Annotated in this window: 20 protein-coding genes and 1 riboswitch; of the genes, 10 read left to right on the top strand and 10 right to left on the bottom strand. The window is 45.9% G+C overall.

The annotated features are described in order from the left end of the window. Positions 1 to 16 precede the first annotated feature (16 nt). A riboswitch (TPP riboswitch) is annotated at positions 17 to 124 on the bottom strand. A gap of 36 nt (positions 125 to 160) precedes the next feature. Next, positions 161 to 676 (top strand): lipocalin family protein, encoded by a 516-nt coding sequence (locus DXN04_RS08710; RefSeq protein WP_116852953.1) that lies wholly within the window; start codon positions 161 to 163, stop codon positions 674 to 676. Between the two features lie 27 nt (positions 677 to 703). Here DXN04_RS08710 and DXN04_RS08705 read toward each other — a convergent pair whose 3' ends face one another. The 3 genes from DXN04_RS08705 to dnaN form a co-directional block, all read right to left on the bottom strand. Continuing rightward, positions 704 to 964, bottom strand: coding sequence for a hypothetical protein (locus DXN04_RS08705; protein ID WP_116852952.1), 261 nt, complete (start codon positions 962 to 964; stop codon positions 704 to 706). 4 nt (positions 965 to 968) lie between these two features. After that, entirely contained in the window at positions 969 to 1,775 is an 807-nt protein-coding gene (locus DXN04_RS08700) for a sterol desaturase family protein (protein ID WP_116852951.1), read from the bottom strand. 205 nt (positions 1,776 to 1,980) lie between these two features. Beyond that, entirely contained in the window at positions 1,981 to 3,099 is a 1,119-nt protein-coding gene (gene dnaN, locus DXN04_RS08695) for a DNA polymerase III subunit beta (RefSeq protein ID WP_116852950.1), read from the bottom strand. A gap of 390 nt (positions 3,100 to 3,489) precedes the next feature. Between dnaN and DXN04_RS08690 the strand changes: the two genes are divergently transcribed. Next, positions 3,490 to 4,749, top strand: a complete 1,260-nt coding sequence (locus DXN04_RS08690) for a pyridoxal phosphate-dependent aminotransferase (RefSeq protein ID WP_116852948.1) — start codon at positions 3,490 to 3,492, stop codon at positions 4,747 to 4,749. A 95-nt stretch (positions 4,750 to 4,844) separates the two neighbouring features. On the opposite strand, the gene DXN04_RS08685 is transcribed toward DXN04_RS08690, so the two are convergent. Beyond that, positions 4,845 to 5,366 carry a hypothetical protein gene (locus tag DXN04_RS08685; RefSeq protein ID WP_116852947.1) on the bottom strand — a complete coding sequence of 174 codons (522 nt, stop codon included), beginning with the start codon at positions 5,364 to 5,366 and terminating at the stop codon, positions 4,845 to 4,847. A gap of 300 nt (positions 5,367 to 5,666) precedes the next feature. On the opposite strand from DXN04_RS08685, the gene DXN04_RS08680 reads away from it, so the two are divergent. The 5 genes from DXN04_RS08680 to DXN04_RS08660 are packed head-to-tail and all read left to right on the top strand — an operon-like array spanning position 5,667 to position 12,629. Then, positions 5,667 to 6,272 (top strand): TetR/AcrR family transcriptional regulator, encoded by a 606-nt coding sequence (locus DXN04_RS08680; RefSeq protein ID WP_116852945.1) that lies wholly within the window; start codon positions 5,667 to 5,669, stop codon positions 6,270 to 6,272. A 7-nt stretch (positions 6,273 to 6,279) separates the two neighbouring features. Further along, complete coding sequence (locus DXN04_RS08675) at positions 6,280 to 6,909, top strand: TetR/AcrR family transcriptional regulator (protein ID WP_116852943.1); 630 nt, start codon at positions 6,280 to 6,282, stop codon at positions 6,907 to 6,909. Positions 6,910 to 6,952: 43 nt separating this feature from the next. Beyond that, the gene (locus DXN04_RS08670) at positions 6,953 to 8,308 is read left to right on the top strand and encodes a TolC family protein (RefSeq protein WP_116852941.1); all 1,356 of its coding nucleotides are present in this window, start codon (positions 6,953 to 6,955) and stop codon (positions 8,306 to 8,308) included. Between the two features lie 37 nt (positions 8,309 to 8,345). Next, positions 8,346 to 9,419: an efflux RND transporter periplasmic adaptor subunit gene (locus DXN04_RS08665; RefSeq protein WP_116852939.1), complete on the top strand. Its 1,074-nt coding sequence runs from the start codon at positions 8,346 to 8,348 to the stop codon at positions 9,417 to 9,419. A gap of 30 nt (positions 9,420 to 9,449) precedes the next feature. Then, a complete protein-coding gene (locus DXN04_RS08660; RefSeq protein WP_116852937.1) occupies positions 9,450 to 12,629 on the top strand; it encodes an efflux RND transporter permease subunit in 3,180 nt (1,059 codons plus the stop codon). A 130-nt stretch (positions 12,630 to 12,759) separates the two neighbouring features. On the opposite strand, the gene DXN04_RS08655 is transcribed toward DXN04_RS08660, so the two are convergent. The 6 genes from DXN04_RS08655 to DXN04_RS08630 form a co-directional block, all read right to left on the bottom strand. After that, entirely contained in the window at positions 12,760 to 14,343 is a 1,584-nt protein-coding gene (locus tag DXN04_RS08655; protein ID WP_116852936.1) for a class I SAM-dependent methyltransferase, read from the bottom strand. 210 nt (positions 14,344 to 14,553) lie between these two features. Then, on the bottom strand, positions 14,554 to 15,969 hold the full coding sequence (locus DXN04_RS08650) for a nicotinate phosphoribosyltransferase (RefSeq protein ID WP_116852935.1): 1,416 nt from the start codon (positions 15,967 to 15,969) through the stop codon (positions 14,554 to 14,556). A gap of 11 nt (positions 15,970 to 15,980) precedes the next feature. Continuing rightward, entirely contained in the window at positions 15,981 to 16,892 is a 912-nt protein-coding gene (locus tag DXN04_RS08645; RefSeq protein WP_116852933.1) for an NUDIX domain-containing protein, read from the bottom strand. A gap of 174 nt (positions 16,893 to 17,066) precedes the next feature. Next, positions 17,067 to 17,753: an NUDIX hydrolase gene (locus DXN04_RS08640; protein WP_116852932.1), complete on the bottom strand. Its 687-nt coding sequence runs from the start codon at positions 17,751 to 17,753 to the stop codon at positions 17,067 to 17,069. Between the two features lie 25 nt (positions 17,754 to 17,778). Then, positions 17,779 to 18,180 carry a hypothetical protein gene (locus tag DXN04_RS08635; RefSeq protein ID WP_116852931.1) on the bottom strand — a complete coding sequence of 134 codons (402 nt, stop codon included), beginning with the start codon at positions 18,178 to 18,180 and terminating at the stop codon, positions 17,779 to 17,781. Positions 18,181 to 18,288: 108 nt separating this feature from the next. After that, positions 18,289 to 19,902 carry a M20/M25/M40 family metallo-hydrolase gene (locus DXN04_RS08630; RefSeq protein WP_158568910.1) on the bottom strand — a complete coding sequence of 538 codons (1,614 nt, stop codon included), beginning with the start codon at positions 19,900 to 19,902 and terminating at the stop codon, positions 18,289 to 18,291. Positions 19,903 to 20,196: 294 nt separating this feature from the next. Between DXN04_RS08630 and gcvT the strand changes: the two genes are divergently transcribed. The 3 genes from gcvT to DXN04_RS08615 are packed head-to-tail and all read left to right on the top strand — an operon-like array spanning position 20,197 to position 22,519. Next, positions 20,197 to 21,285: a glycine cleavage system aminomethyltransferase GcvT gene (gene gcvT, locus DXN04_RS08625; protein WP_116852927.1), complete on the top strand. Its 1,089-nt coding sequence runs from the start codon at positions 20,197 to 20,199 to the stop codon at positions 21,283 to 21,285. Positions 21,286 to 21,311: 26 nt separating this feature from the next. Next, positions 21,312 to 21,785 carry an SRPBCC family protein gene (locus DXN04_RS08620; protein ID WP_116852926.1) on the top strand — a complete coding sequence of 158 codons (474 nt, stop codon included), beginning with the start codon at positions 21,312 to 21,314 and terminating at the stop codon, positions 21,783 to 21,785. A 2-nt stretch (positions 21,786 to 21,787) separates the two neighbouring features. Next, positions 21,788 to 22,519 carry a 2-phosphosulfolactate phosphatase gene (locus DXN04_RS08615; protein ID WP_116852925.1) on the top strand — a complete coding sequence of 244 codons (732 nt, stop codon included), beginning with the start codon at positions 21,788 to 21,790 and terminating at the stop codon, positions 22,517 to 22,519. Positions 22,520 to 22,708: the final 189 nt, after the last annotated feature.

Below are 22,708 nucleotides of genomic sequence, written 5' to 3'. Positions count from 1 at the left end.
CCTGATAGTGCGGAACGCGGTACCAGGTACTTTTCCCTACGGCAGTATGAGCTGCGTCAGGTACTGAGGGTCTCATCTCAGCTTTCCGGGTATGGTGGCCTGGAAAACACCCCTAAAGTGAGGCATAAAGGTAGGGGAAAAAGTCCATATCTTTGAGCATATGAAAAATAGCATTCTGCTGGTGGGTTTTATCACCATCTTTTCATTTGCCTGTCATCAGTCGCGTACGCCTGCGAAGGAGGGCGCTGTTGTGGATACTCCGGCCATAGCGCCGGCAGCGGATACAACGCCTGTGATTGTAGAGGACTCAACTGTTACAGTTGTGGCGGATACGGTAGTGATAGACACGGCAAAGCTGATTGGTAAGTGGTTGCAGCCTGTGACCGGGAAGGATAATGAGTGGCAGGGGATGGAGTTGAGGAAGAACAGGAAGGTGCTTGCCATCAATATGTATTCGCTGGTGTATGAGAAATGGGAGTTACAACATGATACGCTGTTGCTTTGGAATCATGCAGAAGGAGTAAAATCATCGGATAGTACGAGAACTGTGGATACCGCCATTATCAGGGAGCTGACGGATACATCACTGGTATTATTTCCTGTGAAGGCCGCAGAGGGGTATCTTGAAAAATACAGGAAAGAAACAGGAGGAAAAAAGGTGAAGTCACGTAAGTAAGTTCACTCTTCTCCTCCGTGGGGTTAATCAGCTATACATTTGCCATAAGGTAACAGCGAGGGCTACTACGGCCATGAATATACCGGCGGTAGCCACCTGCATATCATCAATACTCTTACGGGCTTTTATATCTGAGAGTCCGCCCATAATGATGGCTGCGATAGCGAAGACAAGGCCTGTTTCAGGGTTTCTTGCCACAAATGCATACACAGCGGATGATACGCCTGCGAACAAAGAAATGTAGCAGGCTACTTTAGTGGACGTGGAAGAGGTGGTGTGCTGTTGCATATATTTATTGATTTAAAGGTTTGTCGAACGGTGCTTTGAGTAATGCCCCTATCTCCTGGTACTTTTCATCCTGGTATTCATCCAGTCCATACTTCAGGGAAGTAGTATCATGTACCTTCTTAAACGTGCCGAAGAGGCGGTCCCAAATCGAAAAAATATTGGAATAATTAGTGTCTGTTTCCGGCTGGAAATGGCTGTGGTGTACCTTATGCATGTCTGGTGATACGATGATCCAGCTCAGGGCATTATCCAGCCATTTGGGTAGGTGGATATTGGCGTGGTTGAACTGGGACATGAATACAGAGATGGTTTGGTACAGGAATACCATCCAGATGGGGATGCCCATAGTGATGACAGCGACAAAGAGGGCGATAACGCGGAAGATGCTTTCTATGGGGTGGTGCCGGAGGGCGGTGGTAGCATCTACAGCGGTGTCGATGTGGTGGATTTTATGGAAATGCCACATCCAGGCTATTTTGTGCTGGATCAGGTGAACCAGGTAGGCCCCGATCAGGTCCATCATGAGCAGGGCGAGGATGGCGTGAAGCCAGTCAGGTAATGGTACAAGGTAAAGCAGCCCAAAATGTTTGTTTGTGGTGAATGAGCAGGCTTTGACAATAAGGAAGGCGAGCGTAAAGTTTACAATGGCGGTAGTGAGTGTGAAAAAGAGGTTTGTGCCGGCGTGGTGATAGCGGTTAGATTTGAAGTAGAACCTGGGGAAAGCGCCTTCGAAGACCCAAAGGAGGATCAGGCCACCAACGAGAATTGCGGTGCGGTAGTAAGAAGGAATGTTATTGAAGAACGATTCCATATACGGGAATTTATTTATGGGTTCAATGGCTATATTAATTTACGACATTTTTGGGGAATAAAAAGGCTGAAAGTGGCTGTGGATCAATATTTAAGGCAGACTTATGGGGGTGATAGGGTTATGTATAAAAGAAAAATAGTCAGTAACAAAAAAAACGCTTTTGCCCAATGGCAAAAGCGTTTTTTATTGAGGAGAAGATATAAAATTAGTTATTCAGCATCAGCGGCATCACCAGCATCAGCAGGTCTTCATTTTCTTCTTTTTCAGAAGGTTTCAGGATACCTGCTTTAGTGGGTGTAGACAGCTCGATAGTGATTTCATCACCTTCAGCAGCATTCAGCATTTCAATGAGGAATTTCGCATTGAAAGCAATCTGCATATCATCGCCGGTGTAAGAACAGCTCATGCGCTCATTACCTTCAAAAGAGAAATCCACATCCTGTGCAGAGAGTTGCAATTCGCTGCCGGTAATGCTCAGTGCTACCTGATTGGTGCTCTTGTTAGCAAAAACACTCACGCGTTTCAGTGCATTCTGGAAATCGCTCTTCACCAGGGTGAGGCGATATGGGTTATCCTTTGGAATTACGACTTTATAATCAGGGAAACGGGCATCGATCAGACGACAGATCATCTGTGCACCATCGTGAGTTACAAAGAAGTGATTCTGGCTATAAGCAATCTTGATTTCGCTATCATTGTCCGGCAGGGCTGATTTCAGCAGGTTCAAAGGCTTCTTGGGCACGATGAAGGTTTCTGCTTTAGGGCATTCCACACCGGTTCTTACATATTTTACCAGACGGTGTGCATCAGTAGCTACAAAAGTCAGGCTGGTTGGGGTGAGCTCGAAGAACACACCTGTCATAGCAGGGCGCAGGTCATCGTTGCTCACGGCAAACAGGGTCTTGTTGATAGCGGTTACCAGTGCGGTAGAGGTCACTGTAAAGGAGGTAGTATCATCTGCTGCCGGCTCTTTCGGGAAGTTTTCCGGATTTTCGCCCATTACCTTGTACTTACCATTGTCGGAAGTGATTTCAACCGCGTAGGAATTCAGGTCAATGTTGAAAGTCAGTGGCTGATCAGGCAGATTTTTCAGGGAGTCCATCAGGATTTTAGCGGGGATACAGATACGGCCGCCTTCCTTGGCTTCTACCTCCAGCTTCACTTTCATAACAGTCTCCAGGTCTGTAGCTACTACTGTTAGTTCGTTCCTGTCAATGATGAAAAGGAAATCTTCCAATATAGGCAATACCGTATTGGAGTTGATAACCCCGCTGATCTGCTGCAATTGTTTTAACAAAGTAGAGGAAGAAACGATAAACTTCATGTTGATATGTTGTTATTATGCTTACTAAGGAATTTCCGCTGTAAAGGCGGTGAGGTTATACAACCTGAGCAAACAAAGATAGAAAGAATTGTCAATCTACGAACAGCGTTAGAATCCGGCATTCTATAGCTTTTTTCCACATAAAACCTGCACGGGCATGTGGAAAAGACCTGTAGCAATGTGTACTCTCCCTTAATCCCAGCTACATTATAACAAAATGTTATGTTAGATGAGGTGCTTAAAAAAGGCAATTTTATTGAATTAATTTCAAAATAAGGCTTTCAATTTGGAATGTCATGAAAAAATCTGGTATTTGTTTTAAATGAGTCGCATATCCGTTAGCTTTGCGGGCGCAAAAAATCTATTAAACACTAAAAAATCTTTTGGGTTATGAAACTGTCTCATTTAGCCGAAACGTTGATCGGGTCTGAAATTATTAAGCTGGCCGGTGAGATAAAGGAGAAGCAGGCCAAGGGTGAGAAAATCTACAATTTCACGATTGGGGATTTTGACCCCAAAGTATTCCCCATTCCGGCTGAGTTTGAGCAAGAGATAGTTGCTGCCTACAAGGAAGGATTAACCAACTACCCACCGGCTGATGGTATCCTGGATCTGAGAAAGGCGGTAAGCGAGTTCATTGCCGAACATGAGCAGCTGACCTACGATCCTACCAAAGAGATCGTGATTTCCTGTGGAGGTCGTCCTATCATTTATGCCACTTTCAGAACAATCCTGGACCGGGGGGAGAAGGTAGTTTATGCTACTCCGTCCTGGAACAACAATCACTATACTCACTTCCTGGAGGCTGAACACGTAGTTCTGGAAACCAAGCCGGAAAACGATTTCATGCCTACTGCTGCTGAACTGAAACCGCTGCTGAAAGGAGCTACCCTGCTGGCACTCTGCTCTCCGCAGAACCCAACCGGAACTGCTTTCGGAAAGCAACAGCTGGAAGAAATCTGCGACCTGGTAATTGCTGAAAACAAGAGCCGTGGTGCGGATGAGAAACCACTGTACATTCTGTTCGATCAGATGTACTGGGTACTTACTTTTGGTCAGACCCAGCACCACACACCGGTGGGTCTGCGTCCTGAACTGAGAGACTACACCATCTTCATCGATGGTATGAGTAAGGCTTTCGCTGCTACCGGTGTAAGAGTGGGTTGGGCGCTGGGTCCTGCACACGTAATTGGCAAGATGAAAGCCATCCTGTCTCACGTAGGTGCATGGAGCCCGATGGCAGAACAACATGCTGCTGCCCGCTACCTGCGTCGTAAAGATGAGGTAAACGCTTACCTGAAAAGCTTCAAAGCTGAAGTAGAGGAAAGACTGGAAAAGATCTATGAAGGATTCGATGCCCTGAAAAAAGCAGGTCATTCTGTAGAAGCTATCGCTCCTCAGGCCGCTATCTACCTGACCCTGAAAATTGATCTTAAAGGCAAGAAAACTGCTGATGGTACCGTACTGGAAGACCAGGCAGCTGTAACTTCTTACCTGCTGAACGAAGCGAAACTGGGCCTGGTTCCTTTTTATGCATTCGGTGCAAGCAAGCAGTCTCCATGGTATCGCCTGAGCGTAGGTACCTGCGTAAAAGAAGAAATCCCGGCTATGCTGGCTACCCTGAAAGCGGCGCTCGAAAAACTGAGCTAAGTTCTTCAGAAGATATTTTGTATGGCAAGCATTACAAATGAGAAAGCCGTCCTGCACCTGGCAGGACGGCTTTTCCTTTAATAAAATAATTATTCTTAGTGATGGTCAGGACCTGGATGATCGTTCCTGTCATTACGGTTGTTACCACCTTTCTTGCCACCTTTCTTACCATCATTGCCCGGATGATCCTTTACCCACTGTGAGTGCTGGGGATGACCCTTGCTTTCGAAATATTTTTCTTCCCTGCTGTCACGAATCGGAGTCTGGTCGTGTCTACCCTTGAAACTACCATATTCCTGGCGGTATTTAGCAGCGTTCATATAAGGTCTGTTATCACCATTGATCACTACCTTGTGAGCACTATACAAATCAACATTGCGGTATTTGGCAGGCAATTGTTTAGCTCTTACCCAGCTGTTGCCATTGGGATATACATACACCTTGTTTGGTACGTCATAATAACAATCAATATCTGGCAGATAATAATAATCTACGTGGTCATAACCGGTAGGACCCCATGCCGGCTGTGCGCCAATATTGATAGAAACATTTACCTGCGCTTTACTTATTGCAGTGAAACCTATCACTGCCACAAAGAGGAACATTAACTTTTTCATATAGATTCGATTTGCTGATGTAAAGACAAAAGGAATGCCTTAAGCGCACAAATTCCATTTTTTGAGATGTATAGTCGAAATGTGTCGGCTAAACCTCAAATTCTCCTGATAAACTATCCCCTCCTACCAATTATAGATTGTGATACCTATAACTGATTGATATATAGATGTATATAGCTTATTCCGACTTTTTGACTTTTCAGTTCGAAAAGTTAATCAATTGTTAAATGGCATCTTTTCTTCTCTATTTGCGTAAAACTTTCTACTTTTGACTTCGAAACTAAAAAAGTCAAAAAGTTAATGATCGCAGAAACCAAGGATGAAATGCGGGATAAGATCCTGGATGCAGCGTTAAAGAGATTCTCTAATTACACTGCTTCCAAGACTACCATGAATGAGATTGCGGACGATCTGCATTGTTCAAAGGCTTCATTGTATTATTATTTTTCCGACAAAAAGAGCCTGCATTTTGCCGTGCTTGAAAAGATCGGGGAACACTTTATATCAGAACAGGAAATGGAGGCAGAGAAAGATCTGCCGGCGGCCAGCATCCTGATGAACCTTCTTGAAATAAAACGCCAGTTTGTACTCAGGTACTGTCGCCTGGAGATGTTCAAGATCCTGAATGATAATAGTGCAGAAACACTTCGTGTAATGGCTATTATGAAAGAACGGGAACAGAAAATGATGACCCGCATTATGGAGAAAGGAGTGGCAGCAGGTGATTTCAAGATTCGGAATATCAGTGAGTTAGCTTCCTTATATAGTCAGGCGATTGAGGGATTGCGCTTTTCAGTATTGGATTGCATCAATCCTAAATTTGAACTGGAACCAGATGAAATAGAGAAGATCATAGATAAACAGCGGTTACTTACCGAGATTTTTGTTAAAGGCATAAAGCAATGAGGATAACATGGGCGTAAAAGAAAGGATCATGGAGAATGCGCTGAAGATGTTCCGCTTGTACGGCATCAAAAGCGTAACGATGTTTGACATATCGAAAGAAACGGGCGTATCCAAAAAGACGGTATACGAGCATTTCGAAGATAAGGAGGACCTGGTGCTGGAAGGAATGAAATTCGTACTGAACAGTCACATCGAACATTTCCAGGACTTTCGCCAAAACTCCGCCAATGCTATTGAAGAGCTGATCAAGGAACTGGAATACATGGAGATGATGGGAAAAACAGTCAATCCTGTCATGCTGTACGAAATACAGAAATACCATCCGGCTATCTGGCGGCGAATCGAAGAATTTAAGAAAGATTATGTACTGCAGGGAATTACTGAGAATTTACAGCGTGGGATTGAAGAAGGGCTATACAGAAACGATCTGAATATGAACATCATCAGCCGTATGCGACAACTACAGCTTGAAACCGTATTCGATACTGAGCAGTACCCGGTCATGCAGTTTGATATGCATGAAGTAATGGAGCAACTGACCAAACATTTTATTCTGGGCGTAGCTACCCTGGAAGGAAGAAGACTGGCAGCACAATATCTACATATAGAAGAAGAATCTACCACCAGCATCACTTAAAACCGAATCCGCCAACTAAAAAGTAATTCAAAGAAACATACGGATGAAAAAGATCATGTTAACACTTGTCCTCCTGGCGGGGATCAGGGCTTCCTATGCGCAATCCGCACTGACTTTACAGGACTGCCTGAAATATGCCCTCGCCAACAATCAGGCCCTGGCCCGCACCAGGCTTGAAGAAGATATGGGGAGGTTCAAGACCAGTGAAGTAAGAGGTCAGGCACTGCCGCAAGTTAATGCCAACGGAAGTTATACAAACAACATTAAGAAACAGGTGTTGCCTATTCCTGGTGATTTCGTTGGTGAACCCGGAAAAACTGTACTGCTTACCGCTGGTGTAACCCACAACGTAGTTGCTTCTGGTTCCATTACCCAGGAAGTCTACAACCAGTCTGTATTCACCGGCCTGAAAGCCGCAAAAGCAGGGGAAGAATATTACCGTATGCAAACCGTGCAGAGTGAAGAAACTGTGATCTACAACGTGACCAGTCTTTACTATGCAGCACTGGTAAGCCGTGAGAAAACGATTGTACTGGATGCCAATATTGACAAACTGCAACAACTGGTGAACACCACTGCCACCCAGGTAGAAAACGGCCTCGCCCGCAAAATAGACCTGGACAGAATGCGTGTAAACCTCACTAACTATAAAACACAGCGCATCAACGCACAAAACCAGTTCCTGATCCAGGCCAATCAGCTGAAAATGCAAATGGGGATGTCTATGGGTACTGCCCTGGAACTGCCGGCTACCTCCTTCAAAGAGATCGAAAGCAAAACAGCGACTGCTGCCGATTTCGGAGGTGTAACACTGGACAACAGAATTGAATATAAACTCTTGACCAAACAGGAAGAACTGCAGAACTACCAGAAAAAGGCATACATCGCCCAGTACTACCCTAGTCTGCAGTTGGGTGGCAACTATTCTTATAACGGTATCAGCGATAAGTTCGACTTCCTGAAATCCAAGTCTGGTGGCTCTACTGCCAGCTGGTACGATATGGCTTCTGTAAGCCTGACACTGAAGGTGCCTATCTTCGATGGTTTTGCACGCCGTTCAAGAGTAAGCCAGGCAAACGTGACACTGAAAGAACTGAGTAAGCAGAAAGAAGAAGTAGCACTGTCACTGAACACACAGTTTGAAAATGCCAAACTGCAGGCACAGAACAACCTGAGCACCATCCGCGCGCAAAAGGAAAACGTAGAACTGGCAAATGAGGTATACCTCTCTACCCAGAACAACTACAACCTGGGACTGGCCAGCCTTACTGACCTGCTGGATTCAGAAACATCACTGACAGAAGCACAGAATAACTACAACGAGGCATTGTTGCAATATAAACTGGCTGAGCTGGACATTATCAAATCCAACGGGAATCTTAAATCCCTGTTGAACTAACACAATCACCTTCTTTAAAACCGTATACTGGAACTATATGAAAAAAATTATTATCTGGACCTTAGTGACCATCGCCGCTGTGGTATTGATCATGTGGAAACTGGGTGCCAATAAAAAAGCCAACGAAGCCAAAACTAATTTTGTAAAGGAAAGTAATGCAGGTGAGATCTCAGTGTTGACTGAAAAGGTGAGTAAACAGGATTTTTCACAGGGGTTCCTTGCAAACGGAAACTTTGAACCTGTACGTGAGCTGGACTACCTGGCTGAAACTTCCGGCCGTATTACCAAACTGCTGGTAGACGAGGGTAGCGTGGTGAAACAAGGTCAGGTGATTGCCTATGTAGATGGTGAAATTCTGGGTACTGATCTGCAATCCGCAAAAGTAAATCTCGAACAACTGCGTGTTGATAAAGAAAGATATGAAGCCGCCTTCAAAACCGGTGGTGTGACCAAAAAACAGGTAGATGATGCCACCCTGCAGTACGAACTGGCGCAAACCCGCTATGCTGCTGCTACCCGCCGCGTAAGCGATACCTATATCAAAGCACCGATCTCCGGTATCATCAATAAGAAATATGTAGAGCAGGGTGCTTACCTCTCCCCTGGCAACAAACTGTTCGACATCGTAGACGTAAGCCGTTTGAAACTGGCGGTATCTGTGCCTGAAATCCAGGTTGTAAGCCTGAAAGAAGGAGACAAAGTAAATGTAACGACCAATGTATTCCCTGAAGTAAGCTATGAAGGTAAAATCACTTTCATCGCTGCCAAAGGTGACAATACCCTGAACTACCCTGTAGAAATGGAAGTTACCAACATCAGCGGCAAGCAACTGCGCGCAGGTATGTTCGGTACCGCTCATTTCGATATCAAAAATGCTGCACCAATGATCCTGGTACCACGCACTGCTTTTGTAGGTGGTGTAAACAGTAACCAGGTATATGTATTCGAAAACAATACTGCTAAGCTGCGTAAAGTAATAGCAGGCCGCATTTTCGGTGACAAAGTAGAAATAAGGGAAGGACTGAATGAAGGCGAAACGGTGATCACTGCTGGTCAGATCAACCTGACGGATGGTGCTAAAGTAACCGTGCAACAACAGGCGAAAGGATAATCAGGAAATTCCGGTTAAAAAAAGAAAACAATGAAGATTACAGAAATATCCATCAAGCGGCCTACGATCGTAGTCGTGATATTCACCATCCTTACCTTGCTGGGGGTGATGAGTTATCAGTCACTCAACTACGAGTTGTTGCCTAAGTTTAGTCAACCGGTGGTAACGATTGCTACCGTATATCCCGGTGCTTCGCCTAAAGAGGTGGAAAGTACCATCACCAAGAAAATTGAGGATGCGGTGGCCTCTATGGAAAAGATCAAGAAGATCATTTCCAAATCCAATGAAAGTTTATCTACTGTAACTGTACAGTTGAGCAACGATGCAAATGTGGACGTGGCGCTGCAGGATGCACAACGTAAAGTAAATGCGGTGCTGTCTGACCTGCCTTCTGATGCAAAAACACCATCCTTGTCTAAGTTCTCCCTGGACGACTTACCAATCATGACCTTGTCTGCTACCGCTGATATGGATAGCAAGCAGTTCTATGACCTGGTGGATAAGAAGATCCAGCCATTGCTCTCCCGCCTGGGTGGTGTGGCACAGGTATCGCTGATCGGTGGCCAGGAAAGAGAAATACAGATCAACGTAGATCCTCATAAGCTGGAAGCGTATAAGATGTCTATCAACACGGTACGTCAGGTAGTCACGAATGCGAACCTTGACTTCCCTACCGGTAAAGTAAAGACCCTCGATCAGCAGATCCTGATCCGCCTGGCTGGTAAATATAAAGATGTAGATCAGTTGCGTAACCTGGTAATCAGCACAAGTGAAGATGGTACACAGGTGAGACTGAAAGACATTGCCGATGTACAGGATGCGCAAAAAGATGTAGACCGTATTGCGCGTGTAGATGGTTCCAGTGCGATCGCCCTGATGGTGCAGAAACAATCTGATGCGAACGCGGTAACGGTGAGTGAGGAAATGAAGAAAGCTATTGCTGACATAGAGCGTGATTATGCTGCTTTCCACCTGAAGATCTTCATTGCAAATGACTCTTCTGACTTTACACTGGAATCTGCTGATTCCGTGATTCATGACCTCATGATCGCGATCCTGCTGGTGGCTGCCGTAATGCTGTTGTTCCTGCACAGTATTCGTAGTGCGATCTTCGTTATGATCTCTATTCCTGCTTCACTGATCGCAACGTTCATAGGTATGAAGCTGATGGGCTTCTCCCTGAACCTGATGTCACTGCTCGGTTTATCGCTGGTAGTAGGTATCCTGGTGGATGATGCCATCGTGGTACTGGAGAATATTTACCGTCACATGGAGATGGGTAAGAACAGGGTAAGAGCTGCATTTGATGGGGTGAAAGAAATCGGGTTTACCGTTACTTCCATTACACTTGTAATTGTGGTGGTATTCCTGCCGATCTCGCTGACAAATGAGATGGTATCACAGATCGTGCGTCAGTTCTGTGTGGTGGTGATGATCTCTACTTTGTTGAGTTTACTGTCTTCCTTTATGATCGTGCCCTTGCTGTCTTCCCGTTTTGGTAAGCTGGAACATATAACTGGTAAGAACCTGTTTGAGAAGTTCATCCTGTGGTTTGAACGTCAGCTGACGAAGTTTACAGAGTGGATGACAGGTATCCTGAAATGGGCGCTGCACCATAAGCGTTGGGCTATCCTGGCTGCGATTGTGTTGCTGATAGCTTCTTTCATGCTGGTGGGTAAAGGTTATATCGGTGGTGAGTTTATCCCGAAGGGTGACCGTGGCCAATTCATTGTGGTATTGGAAATGCCGAAAGATGCATCTGTAGAGCAGAGTAACCAGGCAACCAGGAAGGCAGAGGCTTTACTGTCTCAAAAGAAAGAAGTGACCCGTTTGATCACCACAGTAGGGCAGACCAGTGAGGATGGCTTTGGTACTTCACAGTCTACTGCCTATAAATCAGAGATCACGGTGATGATGGTGGATGCTGATAAACGTACAGTGAGTGCGGATATCTATGCAGCGCAAATGAAGGTTGAGTTACGTAAGATATTGCCAGGTGTGAAAGTAAAAACCATGGATGTGAGCATCCTGGGTACTGCTGAAGCGGCACCCATTGAACTGGTGGTAATGGGTTCTGAGCTGGATAGTGCCATGGTGTTTGCCAAAGAGGCGATGGCGGTATTGAAGAAGATAGATGGTACCAGTGATGTGAAGTTATCTGTAGAAGAGGGTAACCCGGAAATCAACGTAGTGGTGGATCGTGATAAGATGTCAGCACTGGGACTGACACTGGAAAATGTGGGAGGTACTATGCAAACTGCTTTCAGCGGTACTGCGGATGATAGTAAGATTAAGTTCAGACAGGGAGATTATGAGTATGATATCAACATTCGCTTTGATGATTTTGATAGAAAGAACCTGACGGATGTTTCCAATATTCAGTTTGTAAATAATAAAGGTCAGCTGATCAAGTTGTCTCAGTTTGCAACGATCACTGAGGGTTCAGGTCCGAGTCAGCTGGAAAGAAGGGATAAGAATACGTCTGTATCAGTAAAATCCCAGGTGATAGGCGTGCCTTCGGGTACGGTGCAGGCAGCGTTTGCGAAGCAACTTGAGCCATTGCGCAAGCCGGTGGGTGTAAGTTATCTGTGGGCAGGTGATGCGGAAAACCAGGGTGATTCATTTGGTACGATGGGTGCAGCATTGCTGATCTCAATCGTGCTGGTGTACCTGATCATGGTGGCGCTGTATGACAACTATATTTATCCTTTCGTGGTGTTGTTCTCAATTCCGCTGGCAATTATCGGAGCTTTGCTGGCATTGGCGCTGACCAATAATACGCTGAACATCTTTACGATTCTGGGTATGATTATGTTGATTGGTCTGGTGGCGAAGAACGCGATCATTCTTGTGGACTTTACGAACCAGATGAAGGAGCAGGGGCAGAGTACAGATGAGGCGTTGATTCATGCGAACAATGCACGTTTGCGCCCGATCCTGATGACGACGATTGCGATGGTGATTGGTATGTTGCCGATTGCGTTGGCAACGGGAGGTGTGTCTGCGACTAAGAATGGTTTGGCGTGGGTGATTATTGGCGGGTTGATTAGTTCTATGTTCCTGACGCTGATTGTGGTGCCGGTGGTGTATAAGATCGTGGATGGATTTATGGCGAGGTTTGGTATGAATAAGCCTTCGGCGAAGCGGTTGATCAGGCAGCGATTGGTAGCACCGTATGCGGCGGAGATTGAAGAGGCATCTTTGAATTAATAAGAAAAAGATATTTAAGATACGTTACAAACACAGTGTAACAGTTGTAGGTTTAAGAAGTGGCCGGAGTAGTCGTACTCCGGCCTTTTTATTTGGAAGCGTTTCGCCTGCGGCCGGCATAAAATGCAAATTACTTTCTGGCAAGGAGTAACATGTGCGATACAGGAAATGGAATTTCCTGCAAGCCATCTTCCTGTTCGCGAAACAACTTCGTCTTCCCTTCCAGCCTATTCTCTACAATCCATTCATTCCTGTAAGGCTTCGACAATTTATCTACCCTGAAACCCGCACATTCCAGTTCATGCTTCCAGTCTGCAAAGCTCCAGAAGCAGAAGGTTTCGTGCATTTCACTCAGCCAGTTATCCGTATAATCTTTTGTAAACAGGAATTCACAGGCATCCTGCATGCGCAGGCGGCAATAGGTTTGTCCGCCGATCGTGACCCATTCATAAGCCAGCTTATAGCCTTCCTGGTGACGGAAATCCTGCGCGAAGCGAATAAATTTTGCACGGGTAGAGAGTTTTTCCAATGCTGCGGCCAGTTCCTGGTTGTCTGTGATACCTGCAGCCCACTGCTTGTTTTCCCCATCTGTATGATCGAGCCAGAGTAATACAATTTCGTTCTTGTTCTCTGGTCCTACCACATCCCTGTTGATCCATACACCGCCGGGAGCCAGCTCCTGGTAACGGTTGGCAATGAAATCACGCAGGTCCTGCTCACTGCCATAAGAGGCTATCTCGTGGGTGAGCGAGGAGGTATGAATGGTGTTCATACTGCCGGGATCAAATACAAGACTGGTCACCGCATTTTTCTGGGAGAAGAAAACGGAAGGATTGGCGAAATCGCCATTGTGTTTACGCTGGTAGCAAATTTCAAAAAGATGACGGGATACTTCTATGCCATAGAAATCGCATTCATGCAGACGTTCATCTTCACATCCCATTTTGATCCATGATCCGGCAGCACAGCCAATGTCGCCGATGTTGCCAGGTTGTATATAGGGGGCCGTTTCCTGGTATTTCAGGGCAGCAATTTCGTCCATTTGTTTTACGTAGGCATTGTAATCGCGGGTAGTGGTAAGATCGCCATCTGCGCCTATAATGGGGTCTTTGAGAATGTGCTGCACCTTCTCCCCTATCTTGTATTGCTTCCAGATTTTAAAAGAGGCCGGATGGATGAGATCCAGGACTGTTCTATCCTTCTGCCAGTCCGGAGACTGGGCTATAAGGCGCACTATATCCCATGGCAGCGGATGTTCCAGCTGGCCGGTGGTGATATCTAATTCCGCCGGCAATACTTTGTAGCCAAGGGAGGTATACATATCCTTTACCGCGGTACTACAGATTACAACAGTATTTTCAGGTGTGAGCTGGTGTAATCCTTCGCTGCTGTGACGAATGCTTTTGAGCGTATAGCCGGCAAAGTCACTGATCTCGCCCACATCATCTATACCGTACACGAACACCGGGATGTCCAGATAACTGGAGAATTCCTGGATGATCATGGCGCGGAGATAAAATGGAACCGGGTTACGCTTTGTACCCAGGTGATTCGCCGAAGTAACTGCAAATATAACCGCTGTGATGGCGGAAGCTGGCATGGTTTGACCCTGTACATCCTGCTCTCCTTCCAGTTGATTCTGCAACAACCTGTGCAGGTATTTGAACTGGAAGTCTGACAATAGATGGTGTCTACCCGGTATTAGTAAAAACATGATGGGAAATTACAAAAAACAGTGAGTATTCAAAGGGCTTAGCCGACTGTAGCAGAAGGACTTCATTGCTGGTGCAGAATACAGCCGGCAGGGTTAAGGTGTAATACCAGCATTTAAAAAAAGAAGTACTTCTCTTTTGGGACGAGGCCTGCGGCGGGCATTCAGAAAGTGCCGCAGGCCGGACTGAAGTAACAAACAACAGATGAAAGGCTAGATCTGTGCTCTGATTTTAATATCGTTAAATGTATATGAAGTTTTTATTTCACCATTTTCAAACACGGTCACCAACTCATCTTTAAGGCCGGCAGCTTCACTTTCAGGGATGGTTACGAATCCGCCATCTTTCTTCACCAATACCTGTTTACCACATTTGGATTTCTTGAAGGATACACGGGTATTCCCATTCGCATCCAGTTCCAATGGGTTCTTCTGTACATTGATGCCTTTACCGTTTACTACTGCGTGTGCGCATTTCAACGCATATTCCTGGGTATCCCTGTTCACTCGCTGTAATAATGCACCACCCATACCCAACACCAGGTTTTCGGAGCTGATACCGGCATTTTTCAATGCTTCGTAAATGGTAGGGATAGAAGAATAACTGATGCCATCACCCTGGATCACGCGTACCTGCGGAGGCAATACTTTGTAACCTTTTTCATTGACAGTATAACCGAATTTTTCTGTGAGTACTTCGAATACTTTTAACAGGGTTTGTACAGCATCTCCACTATCAGGACGGATCACCAGGGTACCCTCTCTTTTCAGGATCTGTTCTTTCAATTCTGTACCCCAGTATTCTTCACAGGCCCTGATAATATTGTAGGAGTCAGACACACAGGCAATAGTGCCGGTAGGGAATGCATCCAACACATGTTTGAAGATTTCTTTCTCGCCGGGTTCACCTAACAATGTCATGATAGAGTGTTCGGTAGCAGGGATAGAGAGGCCGGGAGCTGTAGGTGCCTTATAATATCTCTTGGCGAAGGTAGATGCGATGATGGTATCGCTACCTGCAAAATTGATCAGGTGTGCGCTACCACCCCATCCTGCACTTTCTACGGAGCTGGCACCACGGAAACCGAAGTCGTTCAGCACAAAGTCGATACCTGCGAATGAGGCAGGGCTGGCTGTTTCGTTGTAATATTTACTGACTACCTTTTTGATTTCGCGGCTCATGGTGGCTACGGTACAAGGGTACCATACCTGCATCAGCAGTGTTTCGAGGAAGTTGGTCAGCCAGAAACAGTTAGGGTCGGTGTTTTCGATCGTCATCAGCACATTGTGTGTAGCAGTGACGGTACCTTCGGGCACGGCCTTGATTCTCACTGGCAGGCGACCGCCGTGTTTTTCGATAATATATTCAAATTTGCTGCGGTCAAACACATCGTTGCGACCAAATACTTCTTTCAATTCGCTTTCTGCTTCGTCAATCTTTTCTTTGGTGATGACTACACCCTGCAGGTATTCCATGAGCAGGTACTGGAGACCATAGAAGACAGTTTCCTGGAACTTACCGCCCCGGCTTTCGAGGTAGGAGTAGATATATTCAGTGCCGGGTATGTACAGTTTATGGTGAGAGTATTTATAGGCATCGGCTAAGAGTATGAGGTTTTCCTTTGTCATGATTCATTGATTTAGGCGTTAGTAGAATATTTTTCAGCAAGTTTCTGCAGTAATGGGATGTGGACAGGTGCAATTTCTCCATTGGCGATCAGGGTTTTGATCTGGTTGACTGGCACCCAGCGTAAGGCGGCGATATCGTCAGCAGCATCTGGTTCTCCGAAGATCAGGTCAGTACTGAATAAGGTAGTGATGATCTTGTCTACTTCAGAGCGGTAGCGCCAGTCGTCCATTTGCATAGAGAGTTCATATTGCATGGGACTGGTTTCGAGCTGGCCACATTCTTCCTGCAATTCGCGGCGGGCGGCCATGTCAAAACAATCATCTGTTGGATCCGTGAAGCCGCCAGGTAAGCGCCAAGTGTTTTCAGCTGGTTTACGACCCAGTAATAACTCGCTGCGGTGATGTCTGAAAACGGCAATGTCTACGGTTGGATATACTTTCGGAAACTGGTTGTATGTATTGTAAATGATGCCGGCTCTGAATTCTTCTGTATCAAAAACCTTGTCGGATACAGCTTCGCGAAGTGCGGTAGCATTGTAGTCCTTTACGGGAGGCAGGTCATTGGTAGAATAGCGACCGTGGTAGTAAGGGATGAAACTATCCCGGCTACCGTACAACACGAATGCTTCGTGAGGGAAGTTGGTCGAGAGTAATTCATCCAGTTTCTGGGACCATACTTTATCATCTGCCTGATCGCTCAGCGGAAGGATGATGACATCGGGGAAGAGTTGTTTAATCATTCTTTCCCTGGTGTAATAATCCAGTGGATTTTTGCGGCTTCCTTTCACCGGGCTTACGCCGAGTACGATGATGAGGCGGTTATGCTTTTGCTTTACCTGCCGGATCAGTTCCAGGTGACCTTCGTGAAGGCTGGGTGTTTGAAAGCGGGCGATGATTACTCCTGTCGGTTTTAGCGTTGTCATATGCCAGTGTTTTGTGTATCTTCTACACAAATATAGAAGGGTTATTTTATATACGCAAAATATTTTTGGTGATTTTTACACAAATATAGATTACGTGTTGATTATCAATGATAAAAAATAATCCCCCTCCTTGTTTATAAGGTAGGGGGAATTAAAAAATTTATTTGAATGCCATTATATCTCGAACATAATTCCTTCCTGTTTCAGTTGGAAATACCGCTCTTCATTGAAGCTGTACAACTTAGCCGGCCTGCCGGCAGAAGGATGTTTTTGTTTTTCATTATGCCCCATCAGGATCCCGAAGTGATTCATTTTTTTCTGGAAGTTACGCCTGTCTATAGGGCGGTCCAGTACAGTTTCATAGAGTTTTTCCAGGTCAGAAATAGGGAATTTTTTATCCAGCAGTTCGAAGCCGATAGGCTCATAGCGGATCTTATTGCGGAGTCTTTTGACGGCGGTGGCTACGATTTCGCCGTGGTCAAAAGCCAGTGCAGGTAGATGTTTGATATCGAACCAGCGGGCATCTTCAGCATCTGAGCTGGCTGCCAGCTTGAAATTAGTAGGATTGACGAGTCCGAAGTAGGCGATGGAAATGATTCTGCCGCGGGGATCCCGTTCTGGTCTGCCGAAGGTATACAGCTGTTCCAGGTAGTTGATGTGCACGCCGGCTTCGGTGAGCAGTTCGCGGGTCACGGCATCTTCGAGTGTTTCGCCATTCAGCACAAAGCCACCGGGCAGTGCCCAGTCATGAATAAAAGGTTCTATCGTCCGTTTGATCAGCAATACGGAGATACTTTTTTCGGCAGTGTAACCAAATACAACTGCATCTACACAGAGTCGTATGTCTTGTCTAGGTACCAAATGATGAATGATTCTTGCAGCAGGGTTATTTAATATAATTGATCACCTGCGTACTATCTTTTTTCAGGTTGATGAATAGCGGGCTTTTCTGCGGATCAAATGCGATGATTGCATTTGCCTGCCAGGCATCTTCCGGTGCAGGGAGTTCAAGCATTACTTCCAGGCCGTTTGTACGGCGGAAGAGGAGACTGTCTTTCCGGGCAATGTGCTTTTGGAATCCATGTCTTTCCAGAATGCGGGACATTTCTTCCTGGCGCTGTAAGACTATATTAGTAAGGGAATCGCTGCTCACGGGTTGGGCATTGCGCACGATATAGCTTTTTTCAGTCACGACATCGTATGCGGAGGCATCCCGGTTGTCGTTACGCGACTGATTACACGAAAAGAATATTGCGGCTACCGTTAATATCAACAAAACAGGCTTCATATCACGATATTGAAGCTGCAAGATACCGGTTTTAAAAAAAAGATCACAAAAAACGCTTTTGCCGTATGGCAAAAGCGTTTTTGTAAGTATCTATGGCCTGGGGCCGGCTTAAAATTGAATATTGAATTTCTTTTCCTGTGCGCCTCTCATTACGAGTACGGTCGTTTTATCTCCTTTTTTGAAGCTGGCAAGGGCTTGCATGTATGCTTCCAGGTTGGTGACAGGATGCTCACCTAGGCGGATAATAATGTCATTTACTGCCAAACCTGCCTTGTAAGCGGGTTTACCTTCCGTGACAGCATCTACATGTACACCATTTTTCTGCCAGGTATAATCGGGCATGATCCCCAGGGTAACGGAGAAACGTGCACTGGTCCCCATCTGTTTATCCTTCGTTTTTGTAAAAGCCAGTTTGGTCATACCATTCGTCTTCTCTACGATGTCATACACCATTTTCAGCACTACCATTTCACCATTATAATTTATCCTGTCTGCATCGTCGGAGGATTTATGATAATCTGCATGGGACCCGGTAAAAAAAAACAGTACGGGTACGTTCTTCAGGTAAAAGGAAGTATGGTCAGAAGGGCCGGTGCCGGAGGAATCGAGTGTTAATTTGAGGCCTGCAGGAGTCACGCTTTTCACCAGTTCCGGCCATGCAGGAGAAGTACCTATCCCTCCTATCTGTAAGCCTTTGGAGGTATCGAGGCGGCCAATCATATCCATATTGATCATATAATCAACGGTTCCCAGGTCTATTGGTGAGTGGTCTGCCAGGTATTTGGAACCAAACAGGCCCAGTTCTTCTCCTGAGAAGGCGGTAAACAGGAAATTGTATTTATTGAAATGTGCGCTTTTGAGCATGCGGGCCAGTTCTATAAGGGCTGCGGTACCACTTGCATTGTCATCGGCACCATTGTAAATCGATTTGTCGTTGGGGGACAGGGAGTTATGGTCCTCTCCTTTTCCCAGGTGGTCAAAGTGGGCACCTATTATAATAGTGGCGGGGGCTTTATTGTCCAGGAAGCCAATTACATTGGTACCGGTACGTTTGCTGGTGCCAAAGGCGACATTCATGGACACTTTTACTTCTTCAGCATTTTCCATGGTTTTGCTGATACCATCGGTCACCCACATTACGGGAATGGTGAGCGGGGTACTTTCTCTTGATAACCATTTATGTACATCGGCGGCAGATTCGGGGCCGTTGTAGAAAACGACACCGGTGGCTCCGGCCTTAGCTGCTTCTGCGGCTGCCTGTTTGTATACTTCCAGGGGATCTGTATGAGGATCGGCTTCAAAGTCTTTAACATTGAGCAGCCATATATTATCAGGCTCGTTGACGGCGGGCATTACTTCGCCTTTGGCACTCTTTTCGGCGCTGAATGGCAAAGGGATGTACTGTTCAATGGGTGTCAGCGCATTGTTATTGATAGTCAGGGAGCTGGCGGGGGCGATGGTTTTCCCTTCATTGACAGGGAAAGTCTGGAGGTAGCCATTCTCCCCTTTTGGGGCCAGGCCTGCCTGTTTCATTTGAGCGGAGATGTAGCCCGCAGCTAATTGTTCACCGGGGCTGCCCGTGAGCCGTCCTTCCAATTTATCGCTGGCCAGGTAGGTAATGTGGGCCTGTAGGTTTCCCAAAGTTTTACGGTCGGCTTTCTTTTGGGCCGTCAGTTGCGCAGATGGCAAAGTGAGCGCCAGCAGCCAGATGGTGTGCTTCACAGTTGTATGCATTTAATATTAAGAGGTCAAGAGACGATAGTCAATTTCTGCAAGCGATAACCCGGTATCTAAGTTGTTGGTTAGCAAATCATATACCGCGGGATAATAACATTCATATCCGATACGTTGTTTAGATTCCCGGTTCAAATTTATGACGCTGTAGCATAACTATTGTGACGGAAAAGGCAATTATTGGTCCAAACTCGCCGAATTTGGAAAATCAGCCTATTTTTGCGGGGCTTAAACAAAAACTAAACTATAAGCATACCCAAAACAAGTACCGATCATTAGATTATGAAGAACACACCATTTACAAACAAACACATAGCGCTGGGCGCTAAGATGGCACCCTTCGCAGGTTACAACATGCCTATCTCTTATACTGGTATCAACGATGAGCATGCGGCGGTGCGCAACAATGCGGGGGTTTTTGATGTCAGCCATATGGGTGAGTTCATGTTAAAAGGAGAGCATGCCCTGGACCTGATTCAAAGGGTGACCAGCAATGATGCTTCCAAACTGACGGCTGGTAAAGCACAATACAGCTGTCTGCCTAATGAAGAAGGTGGTATTGTGGATGACCTCCTGGTATACTGCATAGAGGAGAACAAGGTATATATGCTGGTGGTAAATGCCAGCAATATCGAAAAGGACTGGAACTGGATCAGCAAATTCAACACCAAAGGGGTGGAAATGCAGAACATTTCTGACCGTACCTGTCTCCTGGCTATTCAGGGTCCAAATGCTGCGAGCATGCTGCAACCGCTGACCGGGGTAGACCTGGTGAACCTGAAATACTACACTTTTGCCAAAGGTGAGTTTGCAGGTGTATCCAATGTGATCATCAGTGCAACTGGTTATACCGGTGCGGGTGGTATTGAGATTTATTTTGAAGACAAAGACGACAATGCAGACAAGATCTGGGATGCCATCTTTGCGGTAGGCGGTCCTAAGGGGCTGAAACCCATTGGTCTGGGTGCAAGAGACACCCTGCGCCTGGAAATGGGCTTCTGTCTGTATGGTAATGATATCGATGACCGCACTTCTCCGCTGGAAGCCGGGCTGGGCTGGATCACGAAATTTACGAAAGAATTTACTTCACGTAGTATCTTTGAAGCGCAAAAGGCTGCCGGTGTGAAACAGAAACTGGTAGGGTTTGAAATGGTTGACAAGGGCATTCCCCGTCATGATTATGAGATTAAGGATGCCAATGGCCAGGTGATAGGCCGCGTTACTTCCGGTACGCAATCGCCTACTATGCAGAAAGCGGTTGGCCTGGGCTATGTTCAAACACCTTTTGCCGCGCTGGATTCCGAGATTTATGTAGCAGTAAGGGATAAGTTATTGAAAGCCAAGGTGGTGAAAGTACCTTTCTTAAGCTAATACACCTTTTTTAAAACCATATCGCTATGCCTACCATTCACCTAACTACTGTCATTCGTGCTCCAATGGACAGGGTTTTTGACCTGAGCCGGAGCATCACCCTACATAAGCGCAGTATGGCGCATTTGCAGGAAGACGCTATCAAAGGCCGTGTGAACGGGCTGATTGAAGCTGACGAAACAGTAACCTGGCAAGCTAAACATCTGGGTAAAATCAGACAGCTGACCACCCGCATTACGGAAATGCGCCCCAAGGAGTATTTCTGCGATGAGATGGTAGAAGGAGACTTTACCTTTATGAAGCATGAACATCATTTTAAGCAAATCGAGAATGCTACGATTGCTATTGATGTATTTGAATTTGGTACCCCTTACGGGCGTTTAGGCAGATGGTTTGAAAAGCTTTACCTGAACAAGTACATGACACAGTTGCTCAAAATGCGCAATGAAGTCATCAAGGACTATGCGGAGACTGAAAAATGGAGAGTAATACTAGATTGATAATGAGCAAAGAAGAAATACAGTTACCATCTTTAGAAGTATGTTTATCACCTGCTTTATTGCACCTGCATGAGGTGAAAGGCAGTATTGTAGTGATTATCGATGTTTTGAGAGCCACTTCCACTATCTGTACTGCGTTGTACAATGGTGCTACCCGGGTTATTCCGGTAGCCACTGTGCCGGATTGTATCCGTATTGGTGCTGAACTGGGAGCAATTACTGCCGGTGAAAGAGATGGCAGGGTAGCCGAAGGTCTGGAACATGGCAACTCTCCCTTTGAATATTCCCGCGACTTTATTCAGGACAAGACACTGGTACTTACTACAACCAATGGCACCAAGCTGTTGCATATGGCTAAGGATGCGGAACAGATCATTACAGGTTCATTCCCTAATCTCTCTGCGGTGTGCGATTACCTGATTGCACAAAAGCGCCCGGTGATACTGGGTTGTGCGGCCTGGAAAGATAAGGTGAACCTGGAAGATACCCTCTTTGCCGGTGCTGTGATCAGCCGTATTAAAGCGCATTTCAATATTAATGATGATGCTGCGCTGGCTGCTGAAATGCTGTATAGCTCCAATGAGGATAAGATCCAGGAAATAATGACACAGGCATCGCACTACAAACGTCTTGCGAAGTTTGGTTTGCAAAAAGATATTCAATATTGCCTGACTCCGAACGGAGCAAATGTGCTCCCTATTTATAAAAATGGAGAGCTGGTAATTGCAAAATAATTCTTAAAGTCCCCGGCGATTTCCATTGCCGGGGATTCCTTTTTTTTATGAAACCCTTTTCTGATCAGGGGTTTATCCGCAGGGATCATTTTCACTCCTTCACTGCGTCCCTTTCGCCCATCTTTTTTACGATTTTTCTGTGTACTTTTGTGAATTGCCTTCTAGCCATCTGCTAAATATTTTAGTTTT

The organism is Chitinophaga silvisoli, from assembly GCF_003412465.1.
In the GTDB taxonomy this organism is placed as follows: Bacteria; Bacteroidota; Bacteroidia; order Chitinophagales; family Chitinophagaceae; genus Chitinophaga; species Chitinophaga silvisoli.
This window is presented reverse-complemented; position numbering and strand designations above follow the sequence as displayed.